Below are 25018 nucleotides of genomic sequence, written 5' to 3'. Positions count from 1 at the left end.
CCATGGGGCGAGCTTGAGCCGTGTGCATTGAAAGGTGCACGCACGGTTCTGAGGGGGCCGGGATGCAGTAATGCATCCCGGCTACCCGACCTGTATCCGAACGCCGGTCAGCGGACCAGTTTGGCGAGGGCGTTCGGATGTGCGCGTGTCGTGTTCAACGACGCGGTCCGCATCCGCGAGGACGCCCGCAGGGCCGGGCTGGCATTCCCGACAGCGAGCGAGCTGTCCCGGAAGCTGATCACCGAGGCGAAGCAGACGGTGGAGCGGTGCTGGCTGGGCGAGGTGTCCGCGGTGGTGCTCCAGCAGTCCCTGCGGGACGCCGAGGCCGCCTACCGCAACTTCTTCGCCTCCATCACAGGCACCCGCAAGGGCCCCAGGCTGGGTGCGCCCCGCTTCAAGTCCCGCAAGGACACCCGTCAGTCGGTCCGGTTCACCGCCAACGCCCGCTGGAACATCACCACCGGCGGCCGTCTGAACCTGCCGAAGATCGGCGCGGTGAAGGTGAAGTGGTCCCGTATCCTGCCCGCCACCCCCACCTCCGTCACGGTCATCAAGGACAGTGCGGGCCGGTACTTCGCCTCCTTCGTCGTCGACACCGACCCCGCCGCCGATGCCGCCCGGATGCCCGACACCGATCAGACGGTCGGCATCGACCTCGGCCTGACCCACTTCGCGGTCCTATCGGACGGAACGAAGATCGGCTCTCCGCGCTTCCTGCGCCGCGCGGAGAAGAAGCTGAAGAAGGCCCAGCGGGAGCTGTCCCGCAAGCAGAAGGGATCGAAGAACCGTGACAGGGCCCGCCTGAAGGTCGCCCGCGCCCACGCCAAGGCCGCCGACGCACGCCGCGATTTCCTCCACCAGCTCTCCACGAAGCTGATCAGCGAGAACCAAGCGGTCGCCGTGGAGGACCTGGCGGTGAAGGGACTGGCGCGCACTCGGCTGGCCAAGTCCGTGCACGACGCGGGCTGGGCGCAGTTCATCGGCATGCTGGAGTACAAAGCGGAGCGGTACGGGCGCACCCTGATCAAGATCGGCCGGTTCGAGCCGACGAGTCAGGTCTGCTCCACCTGCGGGGTCAAGGACGGACCCAAACCCCTCAGCGTGCGGGAATGGACCTGTACGGCCTGCGGCACCCTCCACGACCGGGACCACAACGCCGCACTCAACATCAGACAGGCCGCCGGACTGGCGGCATCGGCCTGCGGAGCGCCGGTAAGACCAGGAGCGATCCCGGCGCAGCGCGAAGAAACAGGAAGCCACGGATTCCCGACCGGAAACCGTGCCGCCCAGCGGCACGGCAACCAATCGGGAAAGGCCAGAATCCCCGCCCATCAGAGCGAGGAGCATGTCAAACCGTGAAGACGGAGACCTCCGGATCCTGGGCCGTGGACGGCCTCGACCTCAAGGGATACGGCTTCACCCTCCCTTCCAACCCGGCCCCGCCCAACTGGCCGAACTGCGCGTCGACTTCGGCAAGCTGCGGGAGTACCTGGACGGCGTCGAGCTGCCTCCGGCGGCGGCCGGCCGGCTCACCGAGCTGACCGAGGTCCTCACCGCCCTGCTCGACCCGGGCTGGGTCGCCGAGATCCTCGCCCAGGACCCCGAGGGCGTGCACGCCCTGTCGCGTGCCGTGCGCCAGGACGTCCCGGAGGCGGTCGACACCTTCGTACGCACCCGCTGGTGGACCCGGCTGGCCCCCGGCACCGAACCGCCCGAACGCCATCTGGAGCGCCAGCTCACCGTGCTCCAGGAGGAGTCGGACCGGCTCGCGGCAGCCCTGCGGGAGACCGAGGCACGGCGCCAGGAGTCCCACACCCGCTACCTGGAGGACCGCGGCCGCTCACAGTGACGGCGGATCAGGCGTTCGCCACGATCACCGCCAGGACCACGAGCGCCAGGATCAGCAGCGCCACCTTCAGCCCCGTGGGCCACGGCTCGCCCGGTGCCGGCGCCACCGGCTGGGGCTGCGGCACGCCGGGCCCGGGGGCCGGGACCGGCCTGTTGAACACGTCGTGCCCGGTGAGCGCCGCCCTGGTGCACCAGGGGCACGAGGTCAGATGCGAGCCGAACGCGTGCAGCGGGCGGGCCTGGCAGACCCGTACCAGCGCGCGTTCCTTGTCCAGGGCGCGCAGCCACGCCTCCGCGGAGGGCCGCGTGGCCGGGTCGTGCACACCGGGGCCGAAGGCCGTGCGGGCCAGCTCCAGCAGCTCGGGCGGGAGCACGGAGGGGTCGATGGTGCCGCGCGGCATGATGACCCGCTCGGGGCGCACGACGTAGGAGATGCTGGCGGCGATGTTGTCCTTGACGGTCGACTCGGACGCGCTGTCGTGCGGGACGCCGCCGAAGGGGTGGTTCCCGGCCGTCAGGAGCTGGTAGACGAGGACGGCGAGGGCGAACTCGTCGGTGGCGCGGGTGGCGGGGCCGCCGGCCTGCCGCTCGGGGGACGAGTAGTCGGTGGTGTGCATCAGACAGGGGAACAGCTCCCCGGTCACCGGGTCGTTGAAGGCGATGGAGTCGCAGTCGAGGAAGGTGACGAAGCCGTTGGCGTCGACGACGACGTTGCTGCTGGAGAAGTCGCCGATGACGAGATCGTCGTAGTGCATGCGCGCCGTCATGAAGGCGAGGTTCCAGGCGACGCCGAGCAGGAAGCGCCAGTCGGCGCGGTCGGCGAACAGTTTGAGGCGCTGGGCACGGGTGAACAGGCCGATGAGCTGGACGTGCTGGGGCTCGCCGAAGCGGCGCATGGCGTAGCCGAGGAACTCGCCCTGCGGTCCGCGCGCGAGCGCGGTCGGCCAGGCCAGTTCGGGCGGCTGGGAGGCGTCGGTGGGGCGGGTCACGAGCGGGGACATGGTCAGCATCCGCTTCAGCCGCTGCTCCTCCTTGGGCCCCGGCGTCTCGCGGTACAGCTTGACGACGATGCCGTCGTCGCCGACGACCGGGAAGACGGCCGCCTGGCCGCCGCCCTTCAGGGGCAGCTCGGCGAGGGTGACCGGCCTGCCGTCCAGGAACACCGTGCGCCCGCTCATGGCCGCGCCTTGAGCACGGCCCGCAGCAGGGTCTTGTCGTCGGCGTTGAGGGCGGTGAGCCGGTCCGAGCGGAGGAGGGTCCCGAGGCCCTCGTGGGCGCTCGCGGTCACCGGTCCGGGGACGTCGAGGGAACGGAACACGGCCTCGGCGAAGGACGCGTTCGGGGACAGCGCGCCGCCCGTGGACCGGTTGAGCGCGGCCTGCGCCAGTCCGTCGGTGGACAGCAGCACCCCGTCGATCCCTTCGTCGGACACACAGTCGGTGTGCACCCGGCGCGCCGCGTCCGGAGAGGTCAGGAAGACCGTCTCGTTGCTGTACTCGCTGACCGCGGGCGGCTGCGGCAGCAGGTGGAACTGCCGTTCACCGTCCTCCGTGCCGGCCCGCAGGACGACGAAGCCGTCCCCCAGGGACAGGTGGCCGAGCCAGCCCCGCGCGAGCACGACCACGGTGAGCGTGGTCGCGAAGTCCGCCGGGTCGGGGCCCGTACGGTCCAGGAACACCTTGCAGACGTCGTGGAAGGCGTCCATCAGGAGCTCGCGCACCGCCGTGCCGGGGCGGCGGTCCGCCGCGGTGGCGGCCCGGTGCGCGAAGTGCTCGGTGGCCAGCTTCACCGCGAGCCGGGCGCCCTCCTCGGAGCGCGGCCTGCTGCCCGCGCCGTCGGCGACGGCCAGGACCGCGACGGAGGCCGTCTCCGTGTGCGCGCAGGCGTCCTGGCAGGGCTGCCCCTGGCGGCGGTGCCGGTATCCCTCGACGCTCATTCCGTGGATCCGCCACGGCGTGTCCCGCTCGTCGGCTGCGGTCATCACTCAGGAGTCCCATCGGGTCATCGGTCACGATTCCCAGGCCGGGCGCTGCGTCTTGAACTGGCTGAAGATCTTCTCGAAGACCTCGTCGCCCGCGCCCTTCTGTTCGGCGTTGGCGCTCGCGGACATCATCTGGAGCAGCTCGCGGAACGGGAATCCCTGGAGCCGGGCGTTGAACTTCGGCGCGAACGACCGGAGCACCTGCTCGCCCCGGTCCGTGATGCCGCCGACGCCGATCGCGTACAGGCGGAAGCGACGGGCCTGCTGCTCGTCGGCGAGGACCGGGATCAGCCGGTGCCAGGAGTCGGTGAGGTGGCCCGTGACGTCGGTGGGCAGTCCGTCGGTGACGAGGCAGATCTGCGGCCGGTAGTACTGGAGTCCGGAGGCGCGCAGTTCGGCCTTGCGGGCGGCGACGATGTTCATCGACAGTTCGAGGGCCTCGGTCATGAGGGTGACCCCGGCGGCGGCGAGCTGCGGCGGACGGAACATGTGCGCCGGCACGAAGGGGCTCACCGGCGCGTGCGCGGGCAGGAGCTGGGGTCCGCGCCAGGCGGCGACGCCCTGACCGCCGAAGGTGACCACGGCGACCTCGACGCTGTAGCTGAGGCTGACGTCGTCGTGCAGTTCCCGGGTCCACTCCGCGAGCGCGTTGTTGAGCGTCTGGATGGGCTGACCCGCCATGGAGCTGGAGATGTCGAGGCAGAGGACGAGCGGCAGCCGCTGCGCGTTGTTCTCGAACTCGATGTCGGCGTATTCCGCCGGCAGGGTGGGCGGGTAGTCGCTGTGCATGGGGTTCTCTCCTGGTCTCAGGGCCTGGCGGCCTTGGCGTGCCGTCCGGGTGTCGGCGGGAACGCGTAGAGGACGTCGGAGCCCCGTTCCGCGTCGGTGACGTCGACGAGTCCGCCGGGCGCGGGCGGCGGGCGGCCGGGCTCGGCCCACACCGCCCGGTACAGCACGTGGTCCACCTCGACGTAGCCCTGCGGGTGCAGTTCGGTGCGTACGACGGCGGGGCGTGCGGGGCCCGGTACGTTGCCGACGCGCCGTCCGTGGCTGCGGGGCGACGGTGTGGCGCGGAGGCGGGTGGTGGCCTCGTCGGGCATCTGGGGCCGGGGGCGGCTGCGGGGACGGGGTGCCGTCGTGGCCGGTACGGTGCCGACGCCCGGTGCGGCGAGCGGGCGCCTGGACAGGGTGCCGACGGCGACGGACCGGGCGGAGCGGCGGATCAGGAAGAGCAGGGTGCCGAGCAGCAGGACGAGCACGGTGCACAGGACGGTGAGCACCTCGGTCGCGGTGTCCCAGCCGGTCTCCTCGTCCGGTTCGGGGGGCGCGGGGTCCCGGCCTGCGGTGTCGGCGTTCCCGGTCCCCTTTCCCTGGCCCTTTCCCTGGTCCTGCTCCTGGCGGTCCGTGGTGGTCTCGCCGGAGGGGGTCCGGGTGCCGGACGTGCCGCCCCGGGTGCCGCTGACGGTGTACGTGTGCCGGGAGAGGTCGGCGGCCAGGCCCAGGCGGACCAGGTCGGCCCCGTCCAGGCGGCCCTTGGCGAGCCGGGCGCACAGGTCCCCGGCGCTCTCGCAGGCTCCGACGGCGGTCAGCTCGGCCACGGTCCCGGGTTTCAGCGGGTCGATGACGGCGTCGCTCGCGACGAGCCTGCGCTCGTGGTCCGCCAGCACGAGGAGTACCGAACCGCCCTGCCCGGTGCGGACGCCCGAGGGCACCTCGACCAGGAGTCCGTCGCTCCGGGACGACAGGGTCTCCTCGAACCTCCTGCGGTTCTCGGCCCTGCCGTCGCGGTCGATCTCCAGGGGCCGGTCGACGGTGACGCGGACCGCGCCCTCGTCGATCCAGCGGGCCCAGCAGCCGAGGTGCCGCTCGAAGGTGCCGCCGCACGGCTCGCCGGCCGCGGCCGGCGCCGCCGGGGCGAACGCGGCCAGGAGTCCGGAAAGCATGATGACGGAAAGCCGACGCCGCATGGAAAAGACCCCCCGTGGCCTTGAGAAAACACCCCCGTGGCCGTGAAAGGCACTCGCCCATAGTGGCGGAAACCGGCGGGCACCCGGAAGGGTTTGGGAAATGCCGCGGACATCACTTCTACAACTCGAACACCTGATGGCATCGGGTGAACATTTGTCTCGCCCGCTCCACCCAATCACTGGCCAAAGCATCGAAATCCGTTTGCGTCATTCGACAGGTCAGCGGAAGGTCGCACACTCCTGCGAGACAGGGGCGCGGCCCCCGCACGTCCCACACGGACAGCATGGGGTGGAGCTGTTCGGTGTTCCACGCGTTCGACGCGGCGGCGGCGAGGGCCAGCTGGTCCTTGCGGAGGAAATGCCCGTCGGTCGCGAAGGCGACCAGCAGCCTCTTGGTCGTCATGAACCGGACGGTCACCATCCGGCCCGTTTCCTGGAGGTCGAACCGCATCGAGACGGAAACGGTGTCGGTCACCGTGCGGAAATTCCGTCTGGTCACCCAGGTCTGCACCAACTGCCGCCAGTGCGTTCCGATTTCGAGGACCTCCCGACTGCGGCCGGAAAAGGATTCAGGCGCCTCCACGGCCCACCGCCTCGGTGACCATCGCGTCGGTCAGTCCGGCGTCGAGCAGCGCCTGGGCGTGCGACAGCAGACAGGAGGGTACGGACACGCCGGTGCTCTCCTTGCGGCGCTTCACCAGGTCCTGGGTGCGCACCCTGATGGTGTGGGCGACGGTGGGCGGCGGCCATTCGGCCCGCCGGGGGTCCTGTTCCAGCAGCCCGGCCAGGAGCCGGTCGAGCCGGGGCCGGTCCTCGGGGCGCTTGGCCAGGCAGCGCGCGACCAGGTCCCGCATCGGGCCCGCGATGCCGTCGAGTTCGGGGTCGCCGAAGGCGACGCGGTGGCGCAGGTCCCCTCCGCTGCCGTGCGGCGGCCGTCCGGTGAGCGCGTACACCAGGACCCCGCCGAGGGAGAAGACGTCGCTCCGCGGGCCCACCTCGGCGCCCCTGATCTGCTCGGGCGACATGAAGGGCGGGGTGCCGACGACGACGCCGACCTGGGTGAGGCCGGAGGCGCCGTCCACGCGCGAGATCCCGAAGTCGATGACGCGCGGTCCGTCCGAGGCGAGGAGCACGTTGGCCGGTTTGAGGTCACGGTGCACCACGCGTGCGGCGTGGATGGCCTGCAGCGCCTCGACCAGGCCGGCGCCGAGCCGCCGCACCTGCGGCTCGGGCAGGGGTCCGTCGGCCTTGACCGCCTCGGCGAGCGAGGGACCGGGCACGTACAAGGTCGCCAGCCAAGGGAGTTCGGCCTCGGTGTCGGCGTCGACCACGGCCGCGGTGTAGGCGCCGCTGACCACGCGCGCCGCGGCGACCTCGCGTGCGAAGCGCTCCCGGAACTCGCCCTCCGCGGCCAGTTCGGGCCGCACCACCTTGACCGCGACCTCGCGCCCGGCGGGCGAGCGGCCGAGGTACACCCACCCCATGCCACCGGAGCCGAGCCGGCCCACGATGCGGTACGGGCCGATCTTCATGGGGTCACTGACAGGCGTACGCACCCCGCCCACCTCATTTCGGGGTTGACTGCGAGATGTCAGGAGTGTCCCTCGAAATCCGCGCTTTTTCAGCCGTTCCGGCACGGGCGGGGCGCAGGGGACGAAAAAGCCGGGGTTCCGCACATATGTGCGGAACCCCGGCGGGTGCGGTCACCGCGGCCGACCGCCGCAAAGGTCGCAGGTCAGGGCAACTCGGGTCGGCCGCGGAGTGGTTGAGGGCCTCAGCCCAGGCGCTGCACCAGTGCGCGGTACTCGTCCCACAGCTCCTTCGGCGTGTGCTCGCCGAAGGTGTTGAGGTGCTCGGGGACCAGCGCGGCCTCCTCGCGCCAGACCTCCTTGTCGACCGTGAGCAGGAAGTCGAGGTCGGACTCGGCCAGTTCGAGGCCGTCGGTGTCGAGGGACCCGCGGGTCGGCAGGACGCCGATCGGGGTCTCGACGCCCTCGGCCTTTCCGTCCAGGCGCTCGACGATCCACTTCAGGACGCGGCTGTTCTCGCCGAAGCCGGGCCAGACGAACTTGCCCGCGTCGTTCTTGCGGAACCAGTTGACGTAGTAGATCTTCGGGAGCTTCGCCTGGTCCTTGTCCTTGGCGACGTCGACCCAGTGCCCCATGTAGTCACCCATGTTGTAGCCGCAGAACGGCAGCATGGCGAAGGGGTCGCGGCGCAGCTCGCCGACCTTGCCCTCGGCGGCGGCGGTCTTCTCGGAGGCGACGTTGGCGCCGAGGAACACGCCGTGGTTCCAGTCGAAGGACTCCGTCACCAGCGGGACGGCCGTGGCGCGGCGGCCGCCGAAGAGGATCGCCGAGATCGGCACGCCCTTCGGGTCCTCCCACTCGGGCGCGATGATCGGGCACTGCGAGGCCGGGGTGGTGAAGCGGGCGTTGGGGTGCGCCGCGGGCGCGGCGGACTCCGGCGTCCAGTCGTTGCCCTTCCAGTCGGTCAGGTGGGCCGGGGTCTCCTCCGTCATGCCCTCCCACCAGACGTCGTTGTCGTCGGTGAGCGCGACGTTGGTGAAGACGGAGTTGCCCCACAGCGTCTTCATCGCGTTGGCGTTGGTGTGCTCGCCGGTGCCGGGCGCGACGCCGAAGAAGCCGGCCTCGGGGTTGATCGCGTAGAGGCGGCCGTCCTCGCCGAACCGCATCCAGGCGATGTCGTCGCCGATGGTCTCGACCGTCCAGCCGGAGATCGTGGGCTCCAGCATGGCGAGGTTGGTCTTGCCGCAGGCGCTCGGGAAGGCGGCGGCGACGTACTTCGACTCGCCCTGCGGCGGCGTCAGTTTGAGGATCAGCATGTGCTCGGCGAGCCAGCCCTCGTCGCGCGCCATCACCGACGCTATGCGCAGGGCGTAGCACTTCTTGCCGAGGAGCGCGTTGCCGCCGTAGCCGGAGCCGTACGACCAGATCTCACGGGTCTCGGGGAAGTGCGAGATGTACTTCGTGGAGTTGCACGGCCACGGCACGTCCGCCTCGCCCTCGGCCAGCGGCGCCCCGAGCGTGTGCACTGCACGCACGAAGAAGCCGTCGGTGCCGAGTTCGTCGAGGACCGGCTGTCCCATGCGGGTCATGGTGCGCATGGACACGGCGACGTAGGCGGAGTCGGTGATCTCGACGCCGATCGCGGAGAGGTCCGAGCCGAGCGGGCCCATGCAGAACGGGACCACGTACATCGTGCGGCCGCGCATCGAGCCGCGGAAGACGCCCTGTTCGCCGGAGAAGATCTCCCGCATCTCGGCGGGGGCCTTCCAGTGGTTGGTCGGGCCCGCGTCCTCCTCCTTCTCGGAGCAGATGAACGTCCGGTCCTCGACCCGCGCGACATCGGTCGGGTCGGAGGCGGCGTAGTAGGAGTTGGGGCGCTTGATCGGGTCGAGCTTCCTGAAGGTGCCCTTGCGGACGAGTTCCTCGCTCAGTCGCTCGTACTCGGCCTCGGATCCGTCGCACCAGACCACACTGTCCGGCTCGGTCAGTTCGGCGATCTCGTTGACCCACGAGATCAGTTCCTTGTGGTTGGTCGGGACGGGAGCCGCGATGTCGCGCGCCACGATTGCTCCTAAATGAGGGGTTTTGTTGTTGTGCCCCGTGGGGGCTGCGACCCGGATGCTTCTCGGTGGTTGGACCTCTGGCGCTCATCCGGTGCCGACCGCACTCATTTGATGATCCGACCGGGCCGCGCATATGTCCAGAGGGCCTCACACCTGAGCGGAGTGAGCATCACCACTTCCCGGAAGGTTTTCCACCGCTCACCCGGGGTTCATGACGAGCGCCCCTGACGGCATCCGCCGATGCCGTGAGACCATGGCCACTGCCGCGGTTCGCTCACGCGGGACTGACACGTAACCTACGGTTCCGTAGGTACGATTCGGCCCATGACTGCGTCCGTCCCCGACGCGCCCACGGACTCGCCGGCCGCCGGCCGGACGTCCGTCGCGCACTCCCTGTCGGAAGAGATCAAGCCCAAGCTCCGCGGCTGGCTGCACCTCGGCATGTTTCCGGCCGCCCTCGTCTCCGGACTGGTCCTGACCGCCTTGGCGGACTCGGCCCGCGGCCGCATCGCCTGCGGCATCTTCGCCCTGACCGCCTGCCTCCTGTTCGGGGTGAGCGCCCTCTACCACCGCGGCGACTGGAGTCCGCGGATGGACGGCGTCCTGCGCAGACTCGACCACGCGAACATCTTCCTGATCATCGCGGGCACCTACACGCCACTGACGCTGCTCCTGCTCCCGGACAGCAAGGGCCGATGGCTCCTGTGGAGCGTCTGGGCCGCCGCCGCGGCGGGCATCGTCTTCCGGGTGTTCTGGGTCGGCGCCCCGCGCTGGCTCTACACGCCGTGCTACATCGCGATGGGCTGGGCGGCCGTCTTCTTCCTGCCCGACTTCATGCGCACGGGCGGCATCGCCGTCCTCGTCCTGGTGGTCGTCGGCGGACTGCTCTACAGCGCGGGCGGGGTCATCTACGGGATCAAGAGGCCCAACCCCTCACCGCGCTGGTTCGGGTTCCACGAGGTCTTCCACTCCCTGACCCTCGCGGCGTTCATCGTGCACTACGTCGGCATCTCCCTGGTGGCCTACCAGCACGGCTGACCCACCCCCCACCCACTCACCCCTCCAGTGGCCGCGGCTCCCCAGCCGCGGCCACTGCGCGTTTTCCGGCCGCCCCTCACCCCTCCACTGGCCGAAAGTCGCTTCCAATTGACAGTACATATCTTTTGAGAGTTACTCTCATTTCATGGTGACTCCCACACAAGACGGCGCCGTTCGGCGCGACCCCCGGCGCTGGTGGGCCCTCGGGGCCCTGGTCGCGAGCATGCTCGTGCTCGGTTTCGACATGACGATCCTGAACGTGGCGCTGCCGACGATGGCCCGGGACCTCGGCGCCACCACCGGCGAGCAGCAGTGGATGGCGGACGCGTACGTCGTCGTCTTCGCGGCGCTGATGCTCCCCGCCGGGCTGCTGGGCGACCGCTTCGGGCGGCGCCGGATGCTCATCGCCGGACTCGGCGTCTTCTTCGCCGGCTCGCTCGCCGGATCACTGACCGACGACGTCACGTGGGTGATCGCCGCCCGCGCGCTGATGGGCGTCGGCGGCGCGCTGGTCACCCCGCTCGCCCTGTCGGTCCTGCCCTCGCTGTTCGCACCCGACGAGCGCACCAAGGCCGTCGGCATCGTCTCGGCGGGCTCCACGCTCGGCCTGCCGCTCGGGCCGATCGTCGGCGGCTGGCTGCTCGACCACTTCTGGTGGGGCTCGGTCTTCCTGATCAACCTGCCGATGGCCGCCCTCGGCATCCTCGCCTGCGTCCTGCTGCTGCCCGAGACCCGCGACCCCGCCTCCCCGCGGGTGGACGCCCTCTCCACCGCGCTGACCGCCTCCGGGCTCGGCCTCCTCATCTACGCGATCATCGAGGCGCCCACCCGCGGCTGGGGCGACCCGCTGGTCCTCGCGACGGCCGCCGCCTCCGTCGTCCTGATCGCCGGACTCGTGCTGCGGGAGCGGCGCATGACCCGGCCGATGCTCGACATGGGGCTCCTCGCGCACCGCGGTTTCCTGTTCAACACGCTCGCGGCCACCCTGGTGATGTTCGTGCTCTCCGGCCTGATGTTCGTCCTGCCGCCCTACCTCCAGGCCGTCCTCGGCAACGACGCCCTCGGCACCGGGGTGCGGCTGCTGCCGCTCATGGGCGGGCTGATGGTCGCCGCGCGGGCCGCACAGCCCGTCGTCGACCGCTTCGGGGCACGGGCCGTGGTCAGTACGGGCCTCGTGGTGCTGGCCTTCGCCGCGTTCCTGGGCAGCCGTACGACGGCGGACTCCGGCTACGGCTTCACCGCGCTGTGGCTGTCCGTCGCCGGGGCCGGCTTCGGCCTCGCGGTCGTGCCCGCGATGTCCGGCGCCCTCGCCACCCTGCCCTCCGACCGCGCCGGCAGCGGCTCCGGCCTGCTGATGACCCTGCGTCAGGTGGGCGGCGCCATCGGCATCGCCCTGCTCGGCAGCCTGCTCGCGGGCGCCTTCCGCGACCGCCTCGACGTCACCGGCCTGCCCGCCGCGGCCGCCGACACCGCCGGGGACTCCGTGGTGGCCGCGCACCTGATCGCCGAACAGGCGGGATCCGCGCACCTCGCCGCGTCCGCGAACGGCGCGTACGTGCACGGCATGACTCTGGCCCTGCTGGTGTGCGGGATCGCGGCCCTGGTCTCGGCGCTGCTCGCGGCGGTCCTCCTGCCGGGGACGACGGCGGCGCCCCGTACCGGGAGCCCGCGGTCCGACGTGGCCCCGAGCAAGGCGGATGCCCGACAATGAACTCCATGACGGCCGCCCGCACCACCACCCCCGCCGACCGCCCCCAGCCGGGCCTGCGCGAGCGCAAGAAGATCAAGACGCGCGAGGCGATCCGCGACGCGACGTACGCGCTGATCAGGGAACAGGGGTACGACGCCACGACGATCGACCAGATCGCCGAACGCGCCGAGGTGTCGCCGTCGACCGTCTTCCGGTACTTCCCGACCAAGGAGGACATCGTGCTCACCGACGAGTGGGACCCGGTCCTCCTGGAGGAGCTGCGGTCCCGCCCGGCCGACGAACCGTGGGTGGACAGCATCCGGTACATGCTGCGGGAGGCGGTCCGCACGGGCGTCGAGGAGGACTCGGACGTGGCGCGGCTGCGCACCCACCTGATGGTCCAGGTCCCCGCGGTGCGCTCACGGATGATGGAGAGCATGTCGGTCACCGGCCGCATGATCTGCACCGCCATCGCCGAGCGCACCGGCCGCGACCCGGACAGCCTGGAGGTGCGGGTCTATGCGATGTCCCTCGTCGGCGGACTGATGGAGACGTCCCTGTACTGGGCGGAGAACGGTCACCGGGACGACTTCGCGAACCTCGTCGACCGCGCCCTGACCGTCCTCGCCCACGGTCTGCCCCTGGAAAACCGCTGAGGCAAGGCCCCTCCCCCGTGCCATCCTGGCAGGGTGAACGCACCGCATATCCACGTCGAAGTCGCCCCCGAGCTGGCCCTGTTCGTCCCGCACGCCCGCCGGACCGGCGCCCACCCCCTCGCCGTGGACGGCGTCTCCACCCTCGGCCACGTCGTCGAGTCGCTCGGCGTCCCGCTGACGGAGGTCGGCGCCCTCGTGGTCGACGGCCACGCGGTCCCGGTCTCCCACGTCCCGGCGGACGGCGAGTCGGTCGCCGTCCGCCCGGTCGCCCGCCCCCAGCGGGTTCCGGGCGCGCCGCTGCGCTTCCTCCTCGACGTCCACCTCGGCACCCTCGCCCGCAGGATGCGCCTGCTCGGCGTCGACACCGCGTACGAGTCCACCGACATCGGCGACCCGGCGCTCGCCGCCCGTTCGGCGGCCGAGCGGCGCGTGCTGCTCAGCCGTGACCGCGGGCTGCTGCGCCGCCGCGAGCTGTGGGCGGGCGGGTTCGTCTACAGCACCCGCCCCGACGACCAGCTCCGGGACGTGCTGGGCCGGTTCGCGCCCGAGCTGAGGCCCTGGACGCGCTGCACCGCGTGCAACGGCCTGCTCGCGACGGCCACCAAGGAACAGGTCGCGGACCAGTTGGAGAGCGGCACGGAGAGGTCGTACGACGTCTTCGCCCAGTGCGCCGACTGCGGGCGCGCCTACTGGAAGGGCGCGCACCACGACCGGCTGGAGACCGTCGTGGAGCGCGCCCTCGCGGAGTTCGGGACCTGACGCACGGCCCGCCGGACCCGGCAGATCCGACGGACCCGGCGGACCCGACGGGCCCGGCGGACCCGGCGGACCCGGCGGACTGGACCTAACGCCTGATCAGGTCCTTCGCGCCGCAGGCCAGTCCGTCCCCGCTGGGGTCGAGTCCCAGGGGGTCGTCCTTGCCGTTGATCCGGAGGCGCCCGTAGTCGTTCTTCTTCAGCCAGGCGCAGCGGGAGGCGGTCGTCTTCCTCACCCCCTCCGGGAAGACCGTCGGCACACAGACGTTGACCGTTCCGTAGTGCCGGTCGCAGCCGGAGACGGTGGTGGACACCTTCTGCGAGGCACGTTTCCCTCCCGCTCCGGTGACGGTGCCGGCCGGGGAGTCGGCGAACGGGTGGACGTGGGCCGAGGCGGTGTCCGTGGCGAGCGCGGACGGGCCCTGCAGATGCACCCACTCGGCCACCGAGGGGACGCCGTTGGCGTCGACCGCGAAGAGCATGTACCAGCCGGGCGGCGCCAGGTTGGGGTTGCTCGTCACGTTGAGGTCCACGTTGTTCCCGTCCACGCTCAGCGGCAGGTCCACGAACCGCTGGTTGGGGTCGGAGGAGTGCGTCACCGCTGCCGGCCGGATCAGCTCCGCCTTCACGACGGGCCGGTCGACGGTGATGCGCTGCGTGTCCCCGTACACCCACTCCTTGTCGATCACCGAAGTGATCGTCGGGCGGGGGCCCTTGAGGAGGTAGGGCGGGGTGTAGACGGACACGTCGTGGTTCCAGGTGCCGTTGCCCGGGTTGTCACCGGTGGTCATCACCCGGCCGTCGGGCAGCAGGAACGCGGAGGAGTGGTAGCCGCGGGCCTCCGGGTCGGCGGCCACCGGGTCGAAGGTGGAGGTCGCCGGGTCGAAGACCGACGTCTCGAAGACGGGGTCGGCCCGGTTGTGCAGGGCGCCGCCCGTCTCCAGGACCTTGCCGTCGGGCAGCAGCACGGCGGAGACGTACATCTTGCCCTGGTCGCCGGTCTGGGCGACCTTGCCGTTGCCGAGGTCCACCGTGCCCTGCGGGATCTTCGGGCCCACCGTGTACGCCGGGTTCGCCGCCTTGAGGTCGATGACGTCGGTGAGCCGGTTCGCGGCCGGGTTGGAGTCGATGTTGCCGCCGCCGAGGGTGAGGACCTTCTGGTCCTGGGCCGGAGGCAGCAGCACGCTCGCGGACTGGTCGCGTTCGTCCTTGTTCTGCAGCCCGGGCACCGCGGTGGTGGTGTTGGCGTCGTAGTCGTAGATCGCGGAGCCGGTGCCCGGGGTGCCGTTGCCGAAGACGTGACTGCCCGAGTAGAAGAGCCGCCCGTCCTGCATCAGGATCATCGAGGGGTACAGGCCCCAGAACGACCAGGTCTGGTTGACCTGCCACAGCGGCAGCCACCGCTGCTGCGCGTGCGACCAGCGCTCGGCGGTCACCGAACCGGAGGAGTCCTCGCGCAGACCGCCGAACGAGATGACGTCACCGTTGCCCAGCTCGGTCGCGGACGGGTACCAGTGCCCGTCGTTGAGGTCGTTCGTCCTGCTGTACGTCTCGCTGACCGGGTCGAAGACGTACGAGTCCTTGTACCCCTCGTACCCGTGCCCGCCGGCGACCGGGAACGCCTTGTTGCCGCTCATCACCAGCACCCGCCCGTCGGCGAGCTGGACGTGCCCGGCGCAGAACATGTCCTTGGGCGTGGGGACCACCTTGTACGAGCCGGTCGCCGGGTCGTAGACCGCCGACGTGAAGGTGCCCGCCGCGAAGTTCTCCTCGCTGTTCCCGGAGCCCGCGATCAGCAGCACCTTGCCGTTGTGCAGGACGACGGAGTGCATGGAGCGGACCGGGTTCTGGGTGGGCAGGACCGTCCACTTCCCGTTGGCGCACTCGTCCGCCGTGCCCGTGCAGGTGGCCGGCGGGACCGGGTCCGAGACCTGCTCCATCGTGTAGTCGTCGGTCGTCGCCGAACCCGTGCCGTACACGGAGACACCCCAGCTGATCCGGTCGGTGCCCGCAGGGACGACCGGGGTGCGCACCGTCGCCTGCGTCCAGGCCGCCGCCGTGTCCAGGGTCTTGAGGTCGGTCCAGTACTGCCAGCCCGCCGTGGTGTCGTGCCGGAACAGCGTGATCGCCGCGTCGGGGGTCGTCGTCCTGTAGTACAGCCCGAGGTCGTACTGCTTTCCCGTGGTGACCACCGGCGCGCACGCGGCCGATTCGGTGATCAGCGCCTTGCGGTCACCGTCCACCCGGCGGGTCAGCGTGACCTTCATGGCCCTGGTGCCCGAGTGGGCGTCGGACACGGTCGCGAAGCTGAAGTCGTTGTCGCCCCAGCCGGACTTCTCCCAGCAGGACGGCATGCCGTCGGTGCCGTCGGTCTCGAAGCCCGGGTTCGTGACGAGGTTGGCGGCGGCCGCGGGCTGCGGCGACACCAGCAGCAGTCCGGCGGCCAGGCCCGTCACGGCCAGCAGGGCGGTTCTCCGTCGTGGTCTCACCCGGAACGTCACGCGGTCCTCCTCGCTGTGCGGCTCTTGCGCCCGCTCCTGCTGGCGCGGCGCGGCAGATAGACCAGCGCTTCGGTAGCGGCGAAGCGCAGCACGAAGGTCGTCGCCAGGGCCAGGGCCGTGGCGGACAGCGCGCCCGTCCCGAGATGGCGGACGAAGAGCGCGATCAGCGGGATGCGCAGCACCAGATCGGCGTTGGCGAGCAGCGCGAACCGGCCCGCCCGGTCCCACGCCCCGCGGTGCTCCCGGCGTTCCCGGAAGAGCAGGTGCTCGACGAGCAGGAAGTTCCAGGCCACGCCCAGCTGGTTGGCGAGGACCTCCGCCGGCAGGTAGTGCAGTCCGGCGGCGGTGAGCGCGTACAGGCCGAGCAGGTTCGGCACGAAGCCGGTGGCGCCGATCAGTCCGAAGACCGTCATGCGGGCCACCGGCGAGGCGGTGCGCAGCCCGACGAGGTGGCGCAGGAACCGCAGGCCCTCCGCCGCCGTCGACTTGGACTCCCCCGCGAAACGGTCCTGGAAGACGAAGGGCACCTCGGTGACCCGGCGGGGACGGCTGCGCACGGCCAGTTCGAGCAGGATCTTGTAGCCGAGGGGGCGCAGGACCTCGGCGGTGACCGCGCTGCGCCGTATCGCGAAGAACCCGCTCATCGGGTCGCTGATGCCGCGCAGCCGGCGCGGGAAGAGCGCCTTGGTCAGCCAGGTCGCGCCGCGCGACACCGCGATCCGGTAGCCGCCCGCGAGCCCTTCGCGGCTGCCGCCCTTGACGTACCGGCTGGCGACGACGAGGCCCGCGTGCGTGCGTTCCCCCGTGGCGATCAACTCCGGTATCAGGGACGGCGGGTGCTGGCAGTCCCCGTCCATGACGACGATCCACTGGGAGGTCGCCGCCTTCAGTCCTTCCACCACCGCGCCGCCGAGGCCGCCCTCGGGCACCTCGCGGTGCAGCACGGTCACCGGGAACGGGCAGTCCCGCGCGGCCTCGGCGATCACCTCGGGGGTGTCGTCGGTGGAGTCGTCCACGAAGACGACCTCGCAGGGCAGCCGCGCGGGCACCGATTCGGTGATCTGACGCAGCAACTGCCGTACGTTCGCCGACTCGTTGAAGGTCGGCACGACGACGGTGACGGCACCCGGCTCCGGGACCTCGGCGGCGCGTACCGCCGGATCGCCCAGTTCGCCGGGGACGGTGCTCTCGAAGCTGCTCATCGAACGCCTCCGGAACGGGCCGTGGTGGTGGTGTCGTTGATGTCGCGGGTGTCGCGGGTGTCGCCTGCGCCGTCGATCCGCCGGATCTCGATGCGGTCCTCGCCCGTGCCGAAGGTGGCGACGGGCGTGGAGTGCTCGATCGCGGCCCTCACGTTCGGCAGGTCGGCCGCGTCACGCCGTACCGTCGGGGAGGCGACCACGTAGTCGAGGTCCTTCCAGCCCCTCGGCATCGTCTTCGTGACGGCCGGGTCGAGGTCGGCCTTGTAGAACCAGATGGCGCCGAGGCCCGGCCGGTAGCCGTGGTGCACGAGGTCGAGCCAGAGCCCGTCGTCGACGAGCACCCGCGTGTCCCCGGGGTTCCTCACCTCGGTCCGCAGCCACGCGGAGGCCGCCCGGTAGGGGGCGTTGGCGTCGGCCGTCACGGCGGTGCGGTCGCCGTCGTACCAGCGGGGCACGACCCAGGCGCCCGCGGCGACCACCAGCACCGCGGCCAGTCCGCGCCGCCCCCAGGTCACGTACGCGCGCTCCTCCTCCGTCCGCCGTCTGCGCAGCACGGCGTGGGCGACGCTCGCGGTGCCCCCCGCGAGGACGAGGGCGAGGAAGGGGAGCGCCTGGATGACGTACATGGCGGGCAGGTAGCCGCTCGGGCGCAGCGCCACCAGGGCGAGGATCGCCACCGCGAGCGCGGGTCCGGCCAGCGCACGGGCCGTCACCGACCAGCGGAAGGTGACCAGGAGCAGCAGCGCGCCGGCGAGTCCGCCGAGCGGCAGCACCCGGTCGTAGTACAGCCAGGAGTGCAGGACGCCGTACGAGCCGGTGCCGCTCTCCAGGATGAATCCGGAACCGGGGCGGCTCATCTGGTAGGTGACGCCCTCCCAGAGCGAGACGTGTCCGCCGCCGGGGAGCAGTTCGCCCTTGAGCAGGGCGAAGAGCGGATACGCGGCGCCGATCAGCACGCAGGCCGTGACGGCGCCGGTGAGCGCGAACTTGCGGGTGTCGCGGTGGCTGTGCCGCCACATCGTGACGAACAGGGCGGGCAGGACGACCAGCATCGTCTCCTTGGTCAGCACGGCGGCGGCGGCCGCGAGGCCCGCGCCGAAGTGGTGCCACAGATGACGGCTCGGCGACGCCGCCAGACAGAACGCGAGCAGCGTCCACGTCACCGCGATGTTGTCGAGGAAGATCTCCCGCTGGAGCACGACCGAGAGCGGGGACAGTCCGAAGAGGACCATCGTGAGCCCGGCCGCCCAGCGCGGCAGCGAGAGCCGGCGCGCGAGGACGTACAGCAGGACCGTGCTCGCCGCGCTGACCACGAGCATCGTGAGGCGCATCGGGCCGACCGTCATCAGGTCCGGGCTGATGTGCGCCGGGATCCAGGTCAGCAGGGCTATCTGTATCCAGCCGAGCGGCGGATGGTCGTACCAGTACGTGTAGTGGGCCAGGCCGTCGCCCTGCTGGACGGCCCAGGCCTGGGCGAGGTAGGTGCCCTCGTCGTCGCTGAGGGCGGGATAGTCGGCGATGTTCCAGCCCTGCACGAGGAGGATCGCCGTGAGCAGCACCGCGCACAGGATCAGATCGGGGCGCGAGCCGCGAAAACGCGGGACGGAAGGCCGTGCCGGGCCGTTTTCGGGCGCGGGAGGCCGCTGCGCGGGGGCCGTGGACGGGGCCGCCGCGGGAAGGGTCGAGGTCACGCGTGAACGTCCTCTCGGCTCGTTACGGCGAGATGCGCACCGGCGTGACTGGTCAGCTCCCAGTCGTTGCGCCCCTGTCGCTCACGCCAGACGGCACGTACGGCGGCGCCCGCGAGCAGCACCTGGTAGAAGGGCCCGCCGGCGACGAGCTTCAGGTAGTGCACGGCACGGACGCGCAGTCCGTACTGCTTGCCGAAGTCGTGCAGCCCGACGAGCTCGAAGACGAAGGTGACCAGGGCGGTCACGGCCGGCAGGAAGGTGACGAAGGCGATCCCGACGGGCACGTCGAGGAAGAGCGCGACCGCCACGTTGAGCGGGATGATCACCCCGGAGACCGCCTGGAGATACGGCGTCATGAGCGTGTAGCGGGCGAGCAGCCGCTGTCCGAAGGTGGGCAGCTGCTTCCAGTCGCGCTTGCGGTAGACCTGGAGGAAGCCCTGGTTCCACCGGGTGCGCTGTCTGAGCAGCGACATCAGCGAGCCGGGCGTCTCCTCCTTGGTCACCATGCCGGAGTCGTACGCGACGACGACCTTCTTGCCGACGCTGGACAGCCGTACGCCGAGGTCGCAGTCCTCGGCGAGGCAGTCGGGGTCCCAGCCGCCGGCCTCCCGCAGGACCTTCGTCGTCACGAAGACGGTGTTGCCGCCGAGCGGGATGAACCCTTTCTGCGCGTGCAGGTGGAGACGGGAACGGAACCAGAAGAAGTACTCCAGGCAGTTGCGCAGGCTGTACCAGCTGGAGTGGAAGTTGATGAGCTGCACCCCGCCCTGGACGACGTCCGCGTCCGTCGTGCGGAACGCGTGGTCGACGTGGGCGAGCAGCTCGGGATGCACCTGGTCCTCGGCGTCGAAGACCCCGACCACGTCGCCGCGGCAGTGCGGCAGGGCCGTGTTCATGGCCTTCGGCTTGTTCTTCCTCTCGTGGTGGTCGACGACGACCCGTACCCGCGGATCGCGCGCCGCCGCGCGCCGGGCCACCTCGGTGGTCTCCGGGTCGTCGTGCCCCACGATGACGATGATCTCGAAGTCCGTGTGGCCGGACTCCAGCAGCCGCCGGACGGTGTGGTCGAGCACCGCCTGCTCGTGCCGCGCGGGCAGCAGCAGCGAGAAGGACAGGCTCTCACCCCCGTCCGGGCTGCCGAAGCGGGTGGAGGCCAGCACCTCCGGCGTGCGCCAGGCGTGCATCTGCCACCACAGGGTGAAGGCGGCCATCCAGAAGAGCGCCAGTGAAACGGCAGCGATGAAGACAGACGTGAGCAACAGATCCCCCCAGATCCCCAAAACCCCCGTCGCGACAGCACGTCATGACTGTCACGACCCCGCGCAGACACTATGGGTTATCTGTGAAGAACGCAGCCCAATCGGATGAAGATCATGTTTCGCCATACTCGGGCGGAATATTGGACTATCCGCACACTGGGGGCGTTTTGCCCGATTGCGACTTACGCCTTTCGGCTGTTCAGAACCGTACGGAGCTGGTCGGAATCGGTCAGCGGAATGTCACAGACGAAATTACGGCAGACGTACGCGGCCGGCTTCCCGTCCACCAGCGGACGGCCCGACAGCAACGGCAGCTCCTCGCTCCCCGGCACCCCCACCGCCACCACGGCCCCCGGCGCGGTGCCCAGGAGCGCCGCGCGCCGCATGACCGCCGTCGCCGGATCGCCCTCCTCGCCCACCACCGCGACCTCCCGGGGGCCGTCGAGCAGCGCCTCGGCCACCGCGAGCCCCCACCCGATGAACCGGGGCACCCGCGGCCCCAGCGCCTTCACGACACCGAGCGCCCGCTCGGCCGCGGTGCGATGGGGCTCCGCGCCGGTCTGCGCGCCGTACGACAGCAGCGCCCCGGCCGCCGCGCTCCACCCCGAGGGCGTGGCGTTGTCGGTGGGGTCCTGGGGGCGGCGGATCAGCCGCTCAGCGTCGGCCGCCGTGTCGTACAGCGCGCCGGACTCCGCGTCCGTGAACTGCGCGAGGACGTGGTCGAGCAGGAACCCGGCGAACTCCAGCCAGACCCCTTCCCCGGTCACGGACGCCAGCGCGAGGAAACCCTCGGCGACGTCCGCGTAGTCCTCCAGCACCCCGGCGTGGGCGCCCGCCCTGCCGTCCTTGCTGGTACGGGCCAGCCGCGCCCGGTCGTCCATGTGCAGCCGCACGAGGAGGTCGGCGGCGCCGATCGCGGCCTCCACCAGGTCGGGGCGGTCGAAGTAGGCGCCGGTCTCCGCGAGCGCGGCCACCGCGAGCCCGTTCCAGGCGGCCACCACCTTGTCGTCGCGCCCGGGGGCCGGCCGCCCGGCCCGCGCCGCGAGCAGCCGCTCCCGCGCCGAGGCCAGCCTCTCGGCGTCGAACACCCCTTCCTGTTGAGGAAGTTGGAGCACCGAGGCCCCTTCCTCGAAGGTGCCCTCCTCGGTGACCCCGAAGTACCGCGCCGCGAACTCGGCGTCCGCGTCCCCGAGCACCTCGCGCAACTGCGCCGGCGTCCACACGTAGTACGCGCCCTCGACGTGCCGGCCGCTGCCGTCGTCGCTGTCGGCGTCGAGCGCGGAGGCGAACCCGCCCTCGCCGGTGCGCAGTTCACGCACCATGAAGTCCGCGGTCTCCAACGCGACCCGCCGCGCGAGCTCGGACCCGGTGGACCGCCAGAGGTGCGCGTAGACACGGCACAGGAGCGCGTTGTCATAGAGCATTTTTTCGAAGTGGGGGACCACCCAGTCCCGGTCGACGGAGTAGCGGGCGAAGCCGCCGCCGAGCTGGTCGTAGAGTCCGCCGCGCGCCATCCGCTCACAGGTGTCCACGGCCATCTGCAGAGCGCCCTCGGAGCCGGTCCGCGCGTGGTGGCGCAGCAGGAACTCGATCACCATGGACGGCGGGAACTTGGGCGCGCCGCCGAATCCGCCGCGCGCCGCGTCGTAGTCCCGGGTGAGTCCGAGGAGCGCGCCGGCCAGTTCCTCCTCGCCCGGCACCCGGCTGTCCCCGAAGGACATCTCCCGCTCGGCGAGATCCCGCGTGATCTTCCCCGCGACCTCGGTGACCTCGTCCCGCCGGTCGCTCCAGGCGCTCGACACACCCTCCAGCACCTGCCGGAAGGACGGCGACCCGTGGCGGGGCTCGGGCGGGAAGTACGTACCGAAGTAGAAGGGCTCGGCGTCCGGGGTGAGGAACACGGTCATCGGCCAGCCGCCCTGCCCCGTCGCCGCCTGCACCGCCTCCATGTAGACGGCGTCGACGTCGGGCCGTTCCTCACGGTCGACCTTGACGCTGACGAAGTGCTCGTTCAGATAGGCGGCGGTCGCGTCGTCCTCGAAGGACTCGTGCGCCATGACATGACACCAGTGGCACGCCGAGTAGCCGACCGACAGCAGAACGGGTACATCACGCCGCCGCGCTTCCTCGAAAGCCTCCGGCATCCAGGGCCACCAGTCGACGGGATTGTCGGCATGCTGAAGCAGATAAGGCGAGGTCACACCAGCCAACCGGTTCATACGGCCCAGCCTCTCACAGCGCCTGCCGCGACCGGTGAACCACTGACGAGCCCGCCTCACTTGGCCGAATTGCACTTGTGCGCCATCACGTGGTGGGCGACTCCGTACCCCTCCGGGTCGGGCGACCCGGCACCTCTGAACAGTAGGCTGGGCACAGCAGCGCTGGACCTGCCGAGGCTCCTCGAAGGAGGTACACCATGACCGCCGAGATGGTGGCGCCCGCGTGGATGCATTCGCAGATCAGCGCGGAGCAGTACGACTCCTGGTCCGAGGAGCAGTGCGCCGGCATCGAGATCGTGGACGGGATGGTCGTCGTGAGCCCGAGCGCCTCCAAGCGGCACAACCGGCTGGCGCGGATCCTGGCCAATGCCCTGGACGCCGCCGCGGGCCCGGACTGGAACGCGGACACGGACTTCGACGTCCGCCTGCAGGACGTTCCGCTCACCAACCGCCGGCCGGACGTCATCGTCTACCGGGCGGAGACCATCGACCTCACGCCCACCCGCCCCGAGCACGTGCTCCTGGTCGTCGAGGTCGTGTCGCCCGGTTCGGAGACCACCGACCGGATCGTGAAGGTGGACCAGTACGCCAAGGCCGGGATCCCCTTCTACTGGCGGGTCGAACAGGCCGCCACCGGTATCCCGATCGTCTACACCTACGTCCTCGACCCCGCCACCAGGGCTTACAGGGACGGCGAGATGTTCACCGGGACGGTGAAGGCCACCACGCCTTTCTCCATCAGGGTCGATCTTGGGCTCTTGTAAGGTACCGAGAAGCCGCCCCGCCATCGACGCTTGACCGTCAGCGCCCGCATCACAGTGCTTCGCGGACCGATCAGGACATTCTCCGGCTACGGACCAGATGCACCGCGTGCGGGATGCCGCTCCAGGGCGGGAAGGCCGCATTGCGCCTTCGTGGCTGTACAAGCCTGGACTCGCTACCCCTCACTCAGTGTCGATGTCGGCCTCGCCGACCTCCTTGTCGGCCGACTTGATGCCCAGGCTCTCGATGAACTGCCTCTCCCGCGCCGCCAGTTCGTGCTGCCGGGCGAGGATGAACTCGGTGAACTCGTCGGCCTTGAGGTGCTCGATGGACGCGAGGCTGACTCCGTGCGAGTCCAGGATGTCTGTGCGCCCGTCCTCCGCGAGCCTGATGAGCGCCTGCCGGATCGACACACCCGGCGGCGTCGTCATGACGATCCGGTTGGCGGGACTGGAAGCCCCGGAGATCCCGCTCTGGGTGATGACGTGTCGATAGGTCTCGCTGTGCGCCGTCGCCAGCTGTTCCAGCACGTTGACGGTGCCGCCGTCGAGGTTCTTCCGGTCCGGGAACGTCTGCAGGTCCCAGAGAAGGTAGGCGCGCACGCGCGCGCTGCGCAGGTCGAAGCGTTCGGGGAAGGAACGGGCCCGCTCAGCGGAGTAGCTGAGCCCGCCCTTGCCCCGGGCGAAGGCCTTCATCTCCGTGATGAATTTCCGGACCTGGGTGGTGGTGGACCCGGCGAAGGTGCCCGCCAGGGACGTGGTCCAGAACCAGTGCCGGAGCTTGACCCGCTGCTCCGCTTCGACCTTGTCGGAGAAGTGGAAGAAGACGGCGAGCAGCATGATCTGGATGTTGTAGGGAACCAGGCGAGCCAGCGAGACCTGGACCTCCTCCCGCAGGAACTCGACCACCTGCTGGAGGATCAGGTCGGTGTCCTCCACCGCGGTCGTGAGCTGACCCTGGACCTTGCGGGCCATCGTCTCCCAGGAGGTGTCCCCATATACGTCCTCCTCGCCGGACAGCGCGAGGACAGTCTGGAAGATCGTCATGATCGGGATCTCGCCGAAGCCCGAAGCGGCGATCCGCCCCTTGATCTCCTCCATCTTGTCGCTGAGCGTCTCCGAGCCGATGGTCCCGTAGGTCAGTGCGGAGACCATCTGGTCGGGACGCATCTTCTGGCCGCTGCTGTTGATCCTGGAGAAGACCTCGATGGCCTGCTGGAGGGTGCCGCCCTCCATACGCACCACGGAGACCTTGTAGTTCTTCACCCGCTTCGCGATGCGCTCGCTCTCCTTGGTGAGGCGGTCGGCCTCCTCGCGGGAGTGGGAGACGTCGGACAACGTCCGTGCGTATTCGAGAAAGTCCAGGGTCCCCAGTACGGACCGCATGGGCAGGAAGTGGCTGGGCACCGGCTCGCCGCTCTTCTGGTGGCGGTAGCGCACGCCGTCGTGTTCCGACCGGACGAGCGGCCGGTAGACCCACCACATCCAGTCCTCCTGGCGCGCGGACCGCGGGGCGTCGGCCGAGCGGTGGAGGACGCCGAAGAGCGTCGAGAGTCGCTGGTGGCCGTCCAGTACGTAGGCGACCTTCGCCCCTTCCGGTGCCGGCGGAATCCTGCGCCCACCGATGGTGTCGAGGCTTTCGAGCGGCATGGTGGTCTCCCAGATGAGCAGGCTGCCCATCGGGTAGCCGCGCTCCATGCTGTCGAAGAGCTGGAGCATCTGCTCGGGGCGCCACAGGAACGGGCGCTGGAACTTCGGCACCCGCAGCTCGCCCTGCGCGATCCGCTCCAGGACCTGCTCCAGGAAGTGGACCTCCGGTACCACGGAGATATCCTTGACCACCTCGATGTCTCCCATG

Annotated in this window: 20 protein-coding genes; 7 read left to right on the top strand and 13 right to left on the bottom strand. The window is 70.6% G+C overall.

Features of this window, described 5'->3' with window-relative positions:
* The first annotated feature begins 90 nt into the window (after positions 1–90).
* Positions 91–1359, top strand: a complete 1269-nt coding sequence (locus tag ACFW6B_RS36005) for an RNA-guided endonuclease InsQ/TnpB family protein (protein ID WP_386603079.1) — start codon at positions 91–93, stop codon at positions 1357–1359.
* Entirely contained in the window at positions 1346–1849 is a 504-nt protein-coding gene (locus ACFW6B_RS36000) for a hypothetical protein (RefSeq protein WP_386603073.1), read from the top strand. The genes ACFW6B_RS36005 and ACFW6B_RS36000 overlap by 14 nt, the downstream gene beginning before the upstream one ends.
* 7 nt (positions 1850–1856) lie before the next feature.
* On the opposite strand, the gene ACFW6B_RS35995 is transcribed toward ACFW6B_RS36000, so the two are convergent.
* From ACFW6B_RS35995 to ACFW6B_RS35965, 7 genes are all read right to left on the bottom strand, one after another.
* Positions 1857–3026, bottom strand: a complete 1170-nt coding sequence (locus tag ACFW6B_RS35995; RefSeq protein ID WP_386603071.1) for a hypothetical protein — start codon at positions 3024–3026, stop codon at positions 1857–1859.
* Positions 3023–3829, bottom strand: a complete 807-nt coding sequence (locus tag ACFW6B_RS35990) for a PP2C family serine/threonine-protein phosphatase (protein ID WP_386603069.1) — start codon at positions 3827–3829, stop codon at positions 3023–3025. The genes ACFW6B_RS35995 and ACFW6B_RS35990 overlap by 4 nt, the downstream gene beginning before the upstream one ends.
* A gap of 27 nt (positions 3830–3856) precedes the next feature.
* Positions 3857–4618 carry a hypothetical protein gene (locus tag ACFW6B_RS35985; RefSeq protein WP_386603067.1) on the bottom strand — a complete coding sequence of 254 codons (762 nt, stop codon included), beginning with the start codon at positions 4616–4618 and terminating at the stop codon, positions 3857–3859.
* Positions 4619–4635: 17 nt separating this feature from the next.
* Entirely contained in the window at positions 4636–5772 is a 1137-nt protein-coding gene (locus ACFW6B_RS35980) for a hypothetical protein (protein ID WP_386603066.1), read from the bottom strand.
* A 142-nt stretch (positions 5773–5914) separates the two neighbouring features.
* Positions 5915–6379 (bottom strand): hypothetical protein, encoded by a 465-nt coding sequence (locus ACFW6B_RS35975; protein WP_386603064.1) that lies wholly within the window; start codon positions 6377–6379, stop codon positions 5915–5917.
* Positions 6366–7352, bottom strand: a complete 987-nt coding sequence (locus ACFW6B_RS35970) for a serine/threonine-protein kinase (RefSeq protein WP_386603063.1) — start codon at positions 7350–7352, stop codon at positions 6366–6368. The genes ACFW6B_RS35975 and ACFW6B_RS35970 overlap by 14 nt, the downstream gene beginning before the upstream one ends.
* A gap of 218 nt (positions 7353–7570) precedes the next feature.
* Positions 7571–9388, bottom strand: coding sequence for a phosphoenolpyruvate carboxykinase (GTP) (locus tag ACFW6B_RS35965; RefSeq protein WP_386603062.1), 1818 nt, complete (start codon positions 9386–9388; stop codon positions 7571–7573).
* A gap of 324 nt (positions 9389–9712) precedes the next feature.
* Here ACFW6B_RS35965 and ACFW6B_RS35960 point away from each other — a divergent pair, with 324 nt between their 5' ends.
* The 4 genes from ACFW6B_RS35960 to ACFW6B_RS35945 all read left to right on the top strand — a co-directional run bounded on the left by ACFW6B_RS35960 (position 9713) and on the right by ACFW6B_RS35945 (position 13531).
* Positions 9713–10426, top strand: coding sequence for a hemolysin III family protein (locus tag ACFW6B_RS35960; RefSeq protein ID WP_386603060.1), 714 nt, complete (start codon positions 9713–9715; stop codon positions 10424–10426).
* A gap of 145 nt (positions 10427–10571) precedes the next feature.
* Entirely contained in the window at positions 10572–12137 is a 1566-nt protein-coding gene (locus tag ACFW6B_RS35955) for a DHA2 family efflux MFS transporter permease subunit (protein WP_386603058.1), read from the top strand.
* Positions 12138–12142: 5 nt separating this feature from the next.
* Positions 12143–12772: a TetR/AcrR family transcriptional regulator gene (locus tag ACFW6B_RS35950; RefSeq protein WP_386603056.1), complete on the top strand. Its 630-nt coding sequence runs from the start codon at positions 12143–12145 to the stop codon at positions 12770–12772.
* 33 nt (positions 12773–12805) lie between these two features.
* A complete protein-coding gene (locus tag ACFW6B_RS35945; RefSeq protein WP_386603054.1) occupies positions 12806–13531 on the top strand; it encodes a Mut7-C RNAse domain-containing protein in 726 nt (241 codons plus the stop codon).
* Positions 13532–13616: 85 nt separating this feature from the next.
* Here ACFW6B_RS35945 and ACFW6B_RS35940 read toward each other — a convergent pair whose 3' ends face one another.
* From ACFW6B_RS35940 to ACFW6B_RS35920, 5 genes are all read right to left on the bottom strand, one after another.
* Positions 13617–15881, bottom strand: a complete 2265-nt coding sequence (locus ACFW6B_RS35940; protein ID WP_386603077.1) for a galactose oxidase-like domain-containing protein — start codon at positions 15879–15881, stop codon at positions 13617–13619.
* Positions 15882–16024: 143 nt separating this feature from the next.
* A complete protein-coding gene (locus ACFW6B_RS35935) occupies positions 16025–17230 on the bottom strand; it encodes a glycosyltransferase (RefSeq protein WP_386603052.1) in 1206 nt (401 codons plus the stop codon).
* Positions 17227–18921 (bottom strand): ArnT family glycosyltransferase, encoded by a 1695-nt coding sequence (locus ACFW6B_RS35930; RefSeq protein ID WP_386603050.1) that lies wholly within the window; start codon positions 18919–18921, stop codon positions 17227–17229. Before ACFW6B_RS35930 ends, ACFW6B_RS35935 begins: the two co-directional genes overlap by 4 nt.
* Positions 18918–20180, bottom strand: a complete 1263-nt coding sequence (locus tag ACFW6B_RS35925) for a glycosyltransferase (RefSeq protein ID WP_386603048.1) — start codon at positions 20178–20180, stop codon at positions 18918–18920. Before ACFW6B_RS35925 ends, ACFW6B_RS35930 begins: the two co-directional genes overlap by 4 nt.
* Positions 20181–20362: 182 nt before the next feature.
* Positions 20363–22399 (bottom strand): thioredoxin domain-containing protein, encoded by a 2037-nt coding sequence (locus ACFW6B_RS35920; protein ID WP_386603046.1) that lies wholly within the window; start codon positions 22397–22399, stop codon positions 20363–20365.
* 197 nt (positions 22400–22596) lie between these two features.
* Here ACFW6B_RS35920 and ACFW6B_RS35915 point away from each other — a divergent pair, with 197 nt between their 5' ends.
* A complete protein-coding gene (locus ACFW6B_RS35915) occupies positions 22597–23163 on the top strand; it encodes a Uma2 family endonuclease (protein WP_386603044.1) in 567 nt (188 codons plus the stop codon).
* A gap of 180 nt (positions 23164–23343) precedes the next feature.
* Here ACFW6B_RS35915 and ACFW6B_RS35910 read toward each other — a convergent pair whose 3' ends face one another.
* Positions 23344–25017 (bottom strand): DUF262 domain-containing protein, encoded by a 1674-nt coding sequence (locus ACFW6B_RS35910; protein ID WP_386603042.1) that lies wholly within the window; start codon positions 25015–25017, stop codon positions 23344–23346.
* Position 25018 lies beyond the last annotated feature (1 nt).

It is taken from the genome of Streptomyces sp. NPDC058751 (assembly GCF_042746485.1).
In the GTDB taxonomy this organism is placed as follows: Bacteria; Actinomycetota; Actinomycetes; order Streptomycetales; family Streptomycetaceae; genus Streptomyces.
This window is presented reverse-complemented; position numbering and strand designations above follow the sequence as displayed.

Bases quoted from the DNA above. Each gene is read 5' to 3' on its own strand.
- ACFW6B_RS36000 (WP_386603073.1), top strand. From the start codon at position 1,346: ATGTCAAACCGTGAAGACGGAGACCTCCGGATCCTGGGCCGTGGACGG.
- ACFW6B_RS35995 (WP_386603071.1), bottom strand. From the start codon at position 3,026: ATGAGCGGGCGCACGGTGTTCCTGGACGGCAGGCCGGTCACCCTCGCC.
- ACFW6B_RS35990 (WP_386603069.1), bottom strand. From the start codon at position 3,829: ATGACCGCAGCCGACGAGCGGGACACGCCGTGGCGGATCCACGGAATG.
- ACFW6B_RS35985 (WP_386603067.1), bottom strand. From the start codon at position 4,618: ATGCACAGCGACTACCCGCCCACCCTGCCGGCGGAATACGCCGACATC.
- ACFW6B_RS35980 (WP_386603066.1), bottom strand. From the start codon at position 5,772: ATGCTTTCCGGACTCCTGGCCGCGTTCGCCCCGGCGGCGCCGGCCGCG.
- ACFW6B_RS35960 (WP_386603060.1), top strand. From the start codon at position 9,713: ATGACTGCGTCCGTCCCCGACGCGCCCACGGACTCGCCGGCCGCCGGC.
- ACFW6B_RS35955 (WP_386603058.1), top strand. From the start codon at position 10,572: ATGGTGACTCCCACACAAGACGGCGCCGTTCGGCGCGACCCCCGGCGC.
- ACFW6B_RS35950 (WP_386603056.1), top strand. From the start codon at position 12,143: ATGACGGCCGCCCGCACCACCACCCCCGCCGACCGCCCCCAGCCGGGC.
- ACFW6B_RS35940 (WP_386603077.1), bottom strand. From the start codon at position 15,881: ATGCCGTCCTGCTGGGAGAAGTCCGGCTGGGGCGACAACGACTTCAGC.
- ACFW6B_RS35935 (WP_386603052.1), bottom strand. From the start codon at position 17,230: ATGAGCAGCTTCGAGAGCACCGTCCCCGGCGAACTGGGCGATCCGGCG.
- ACFW6B_RS35920 (WP_386603046.1), bottom strand. From the start codon at position 22,399: ATGAACCGGTTGGCTGGTGTGACCTCGCCTTATCTGCTTCAGCATGCC.
- ACFW6B_RS35915 (WP_386603044.1), top strand. From the start codon at position 22,597: ATGACCGCCGAGATGGTGGCGCCCGCGTGGATGCATTCGCAGATCAGC.
- ACFW6B_RS35910 (WP_386603042.1), bottom strand. From the start codon at position 25,017: ATGGGAGACATCGAGGTGGTCAAGGATATCTCCGTGGTACCGGAGGTC.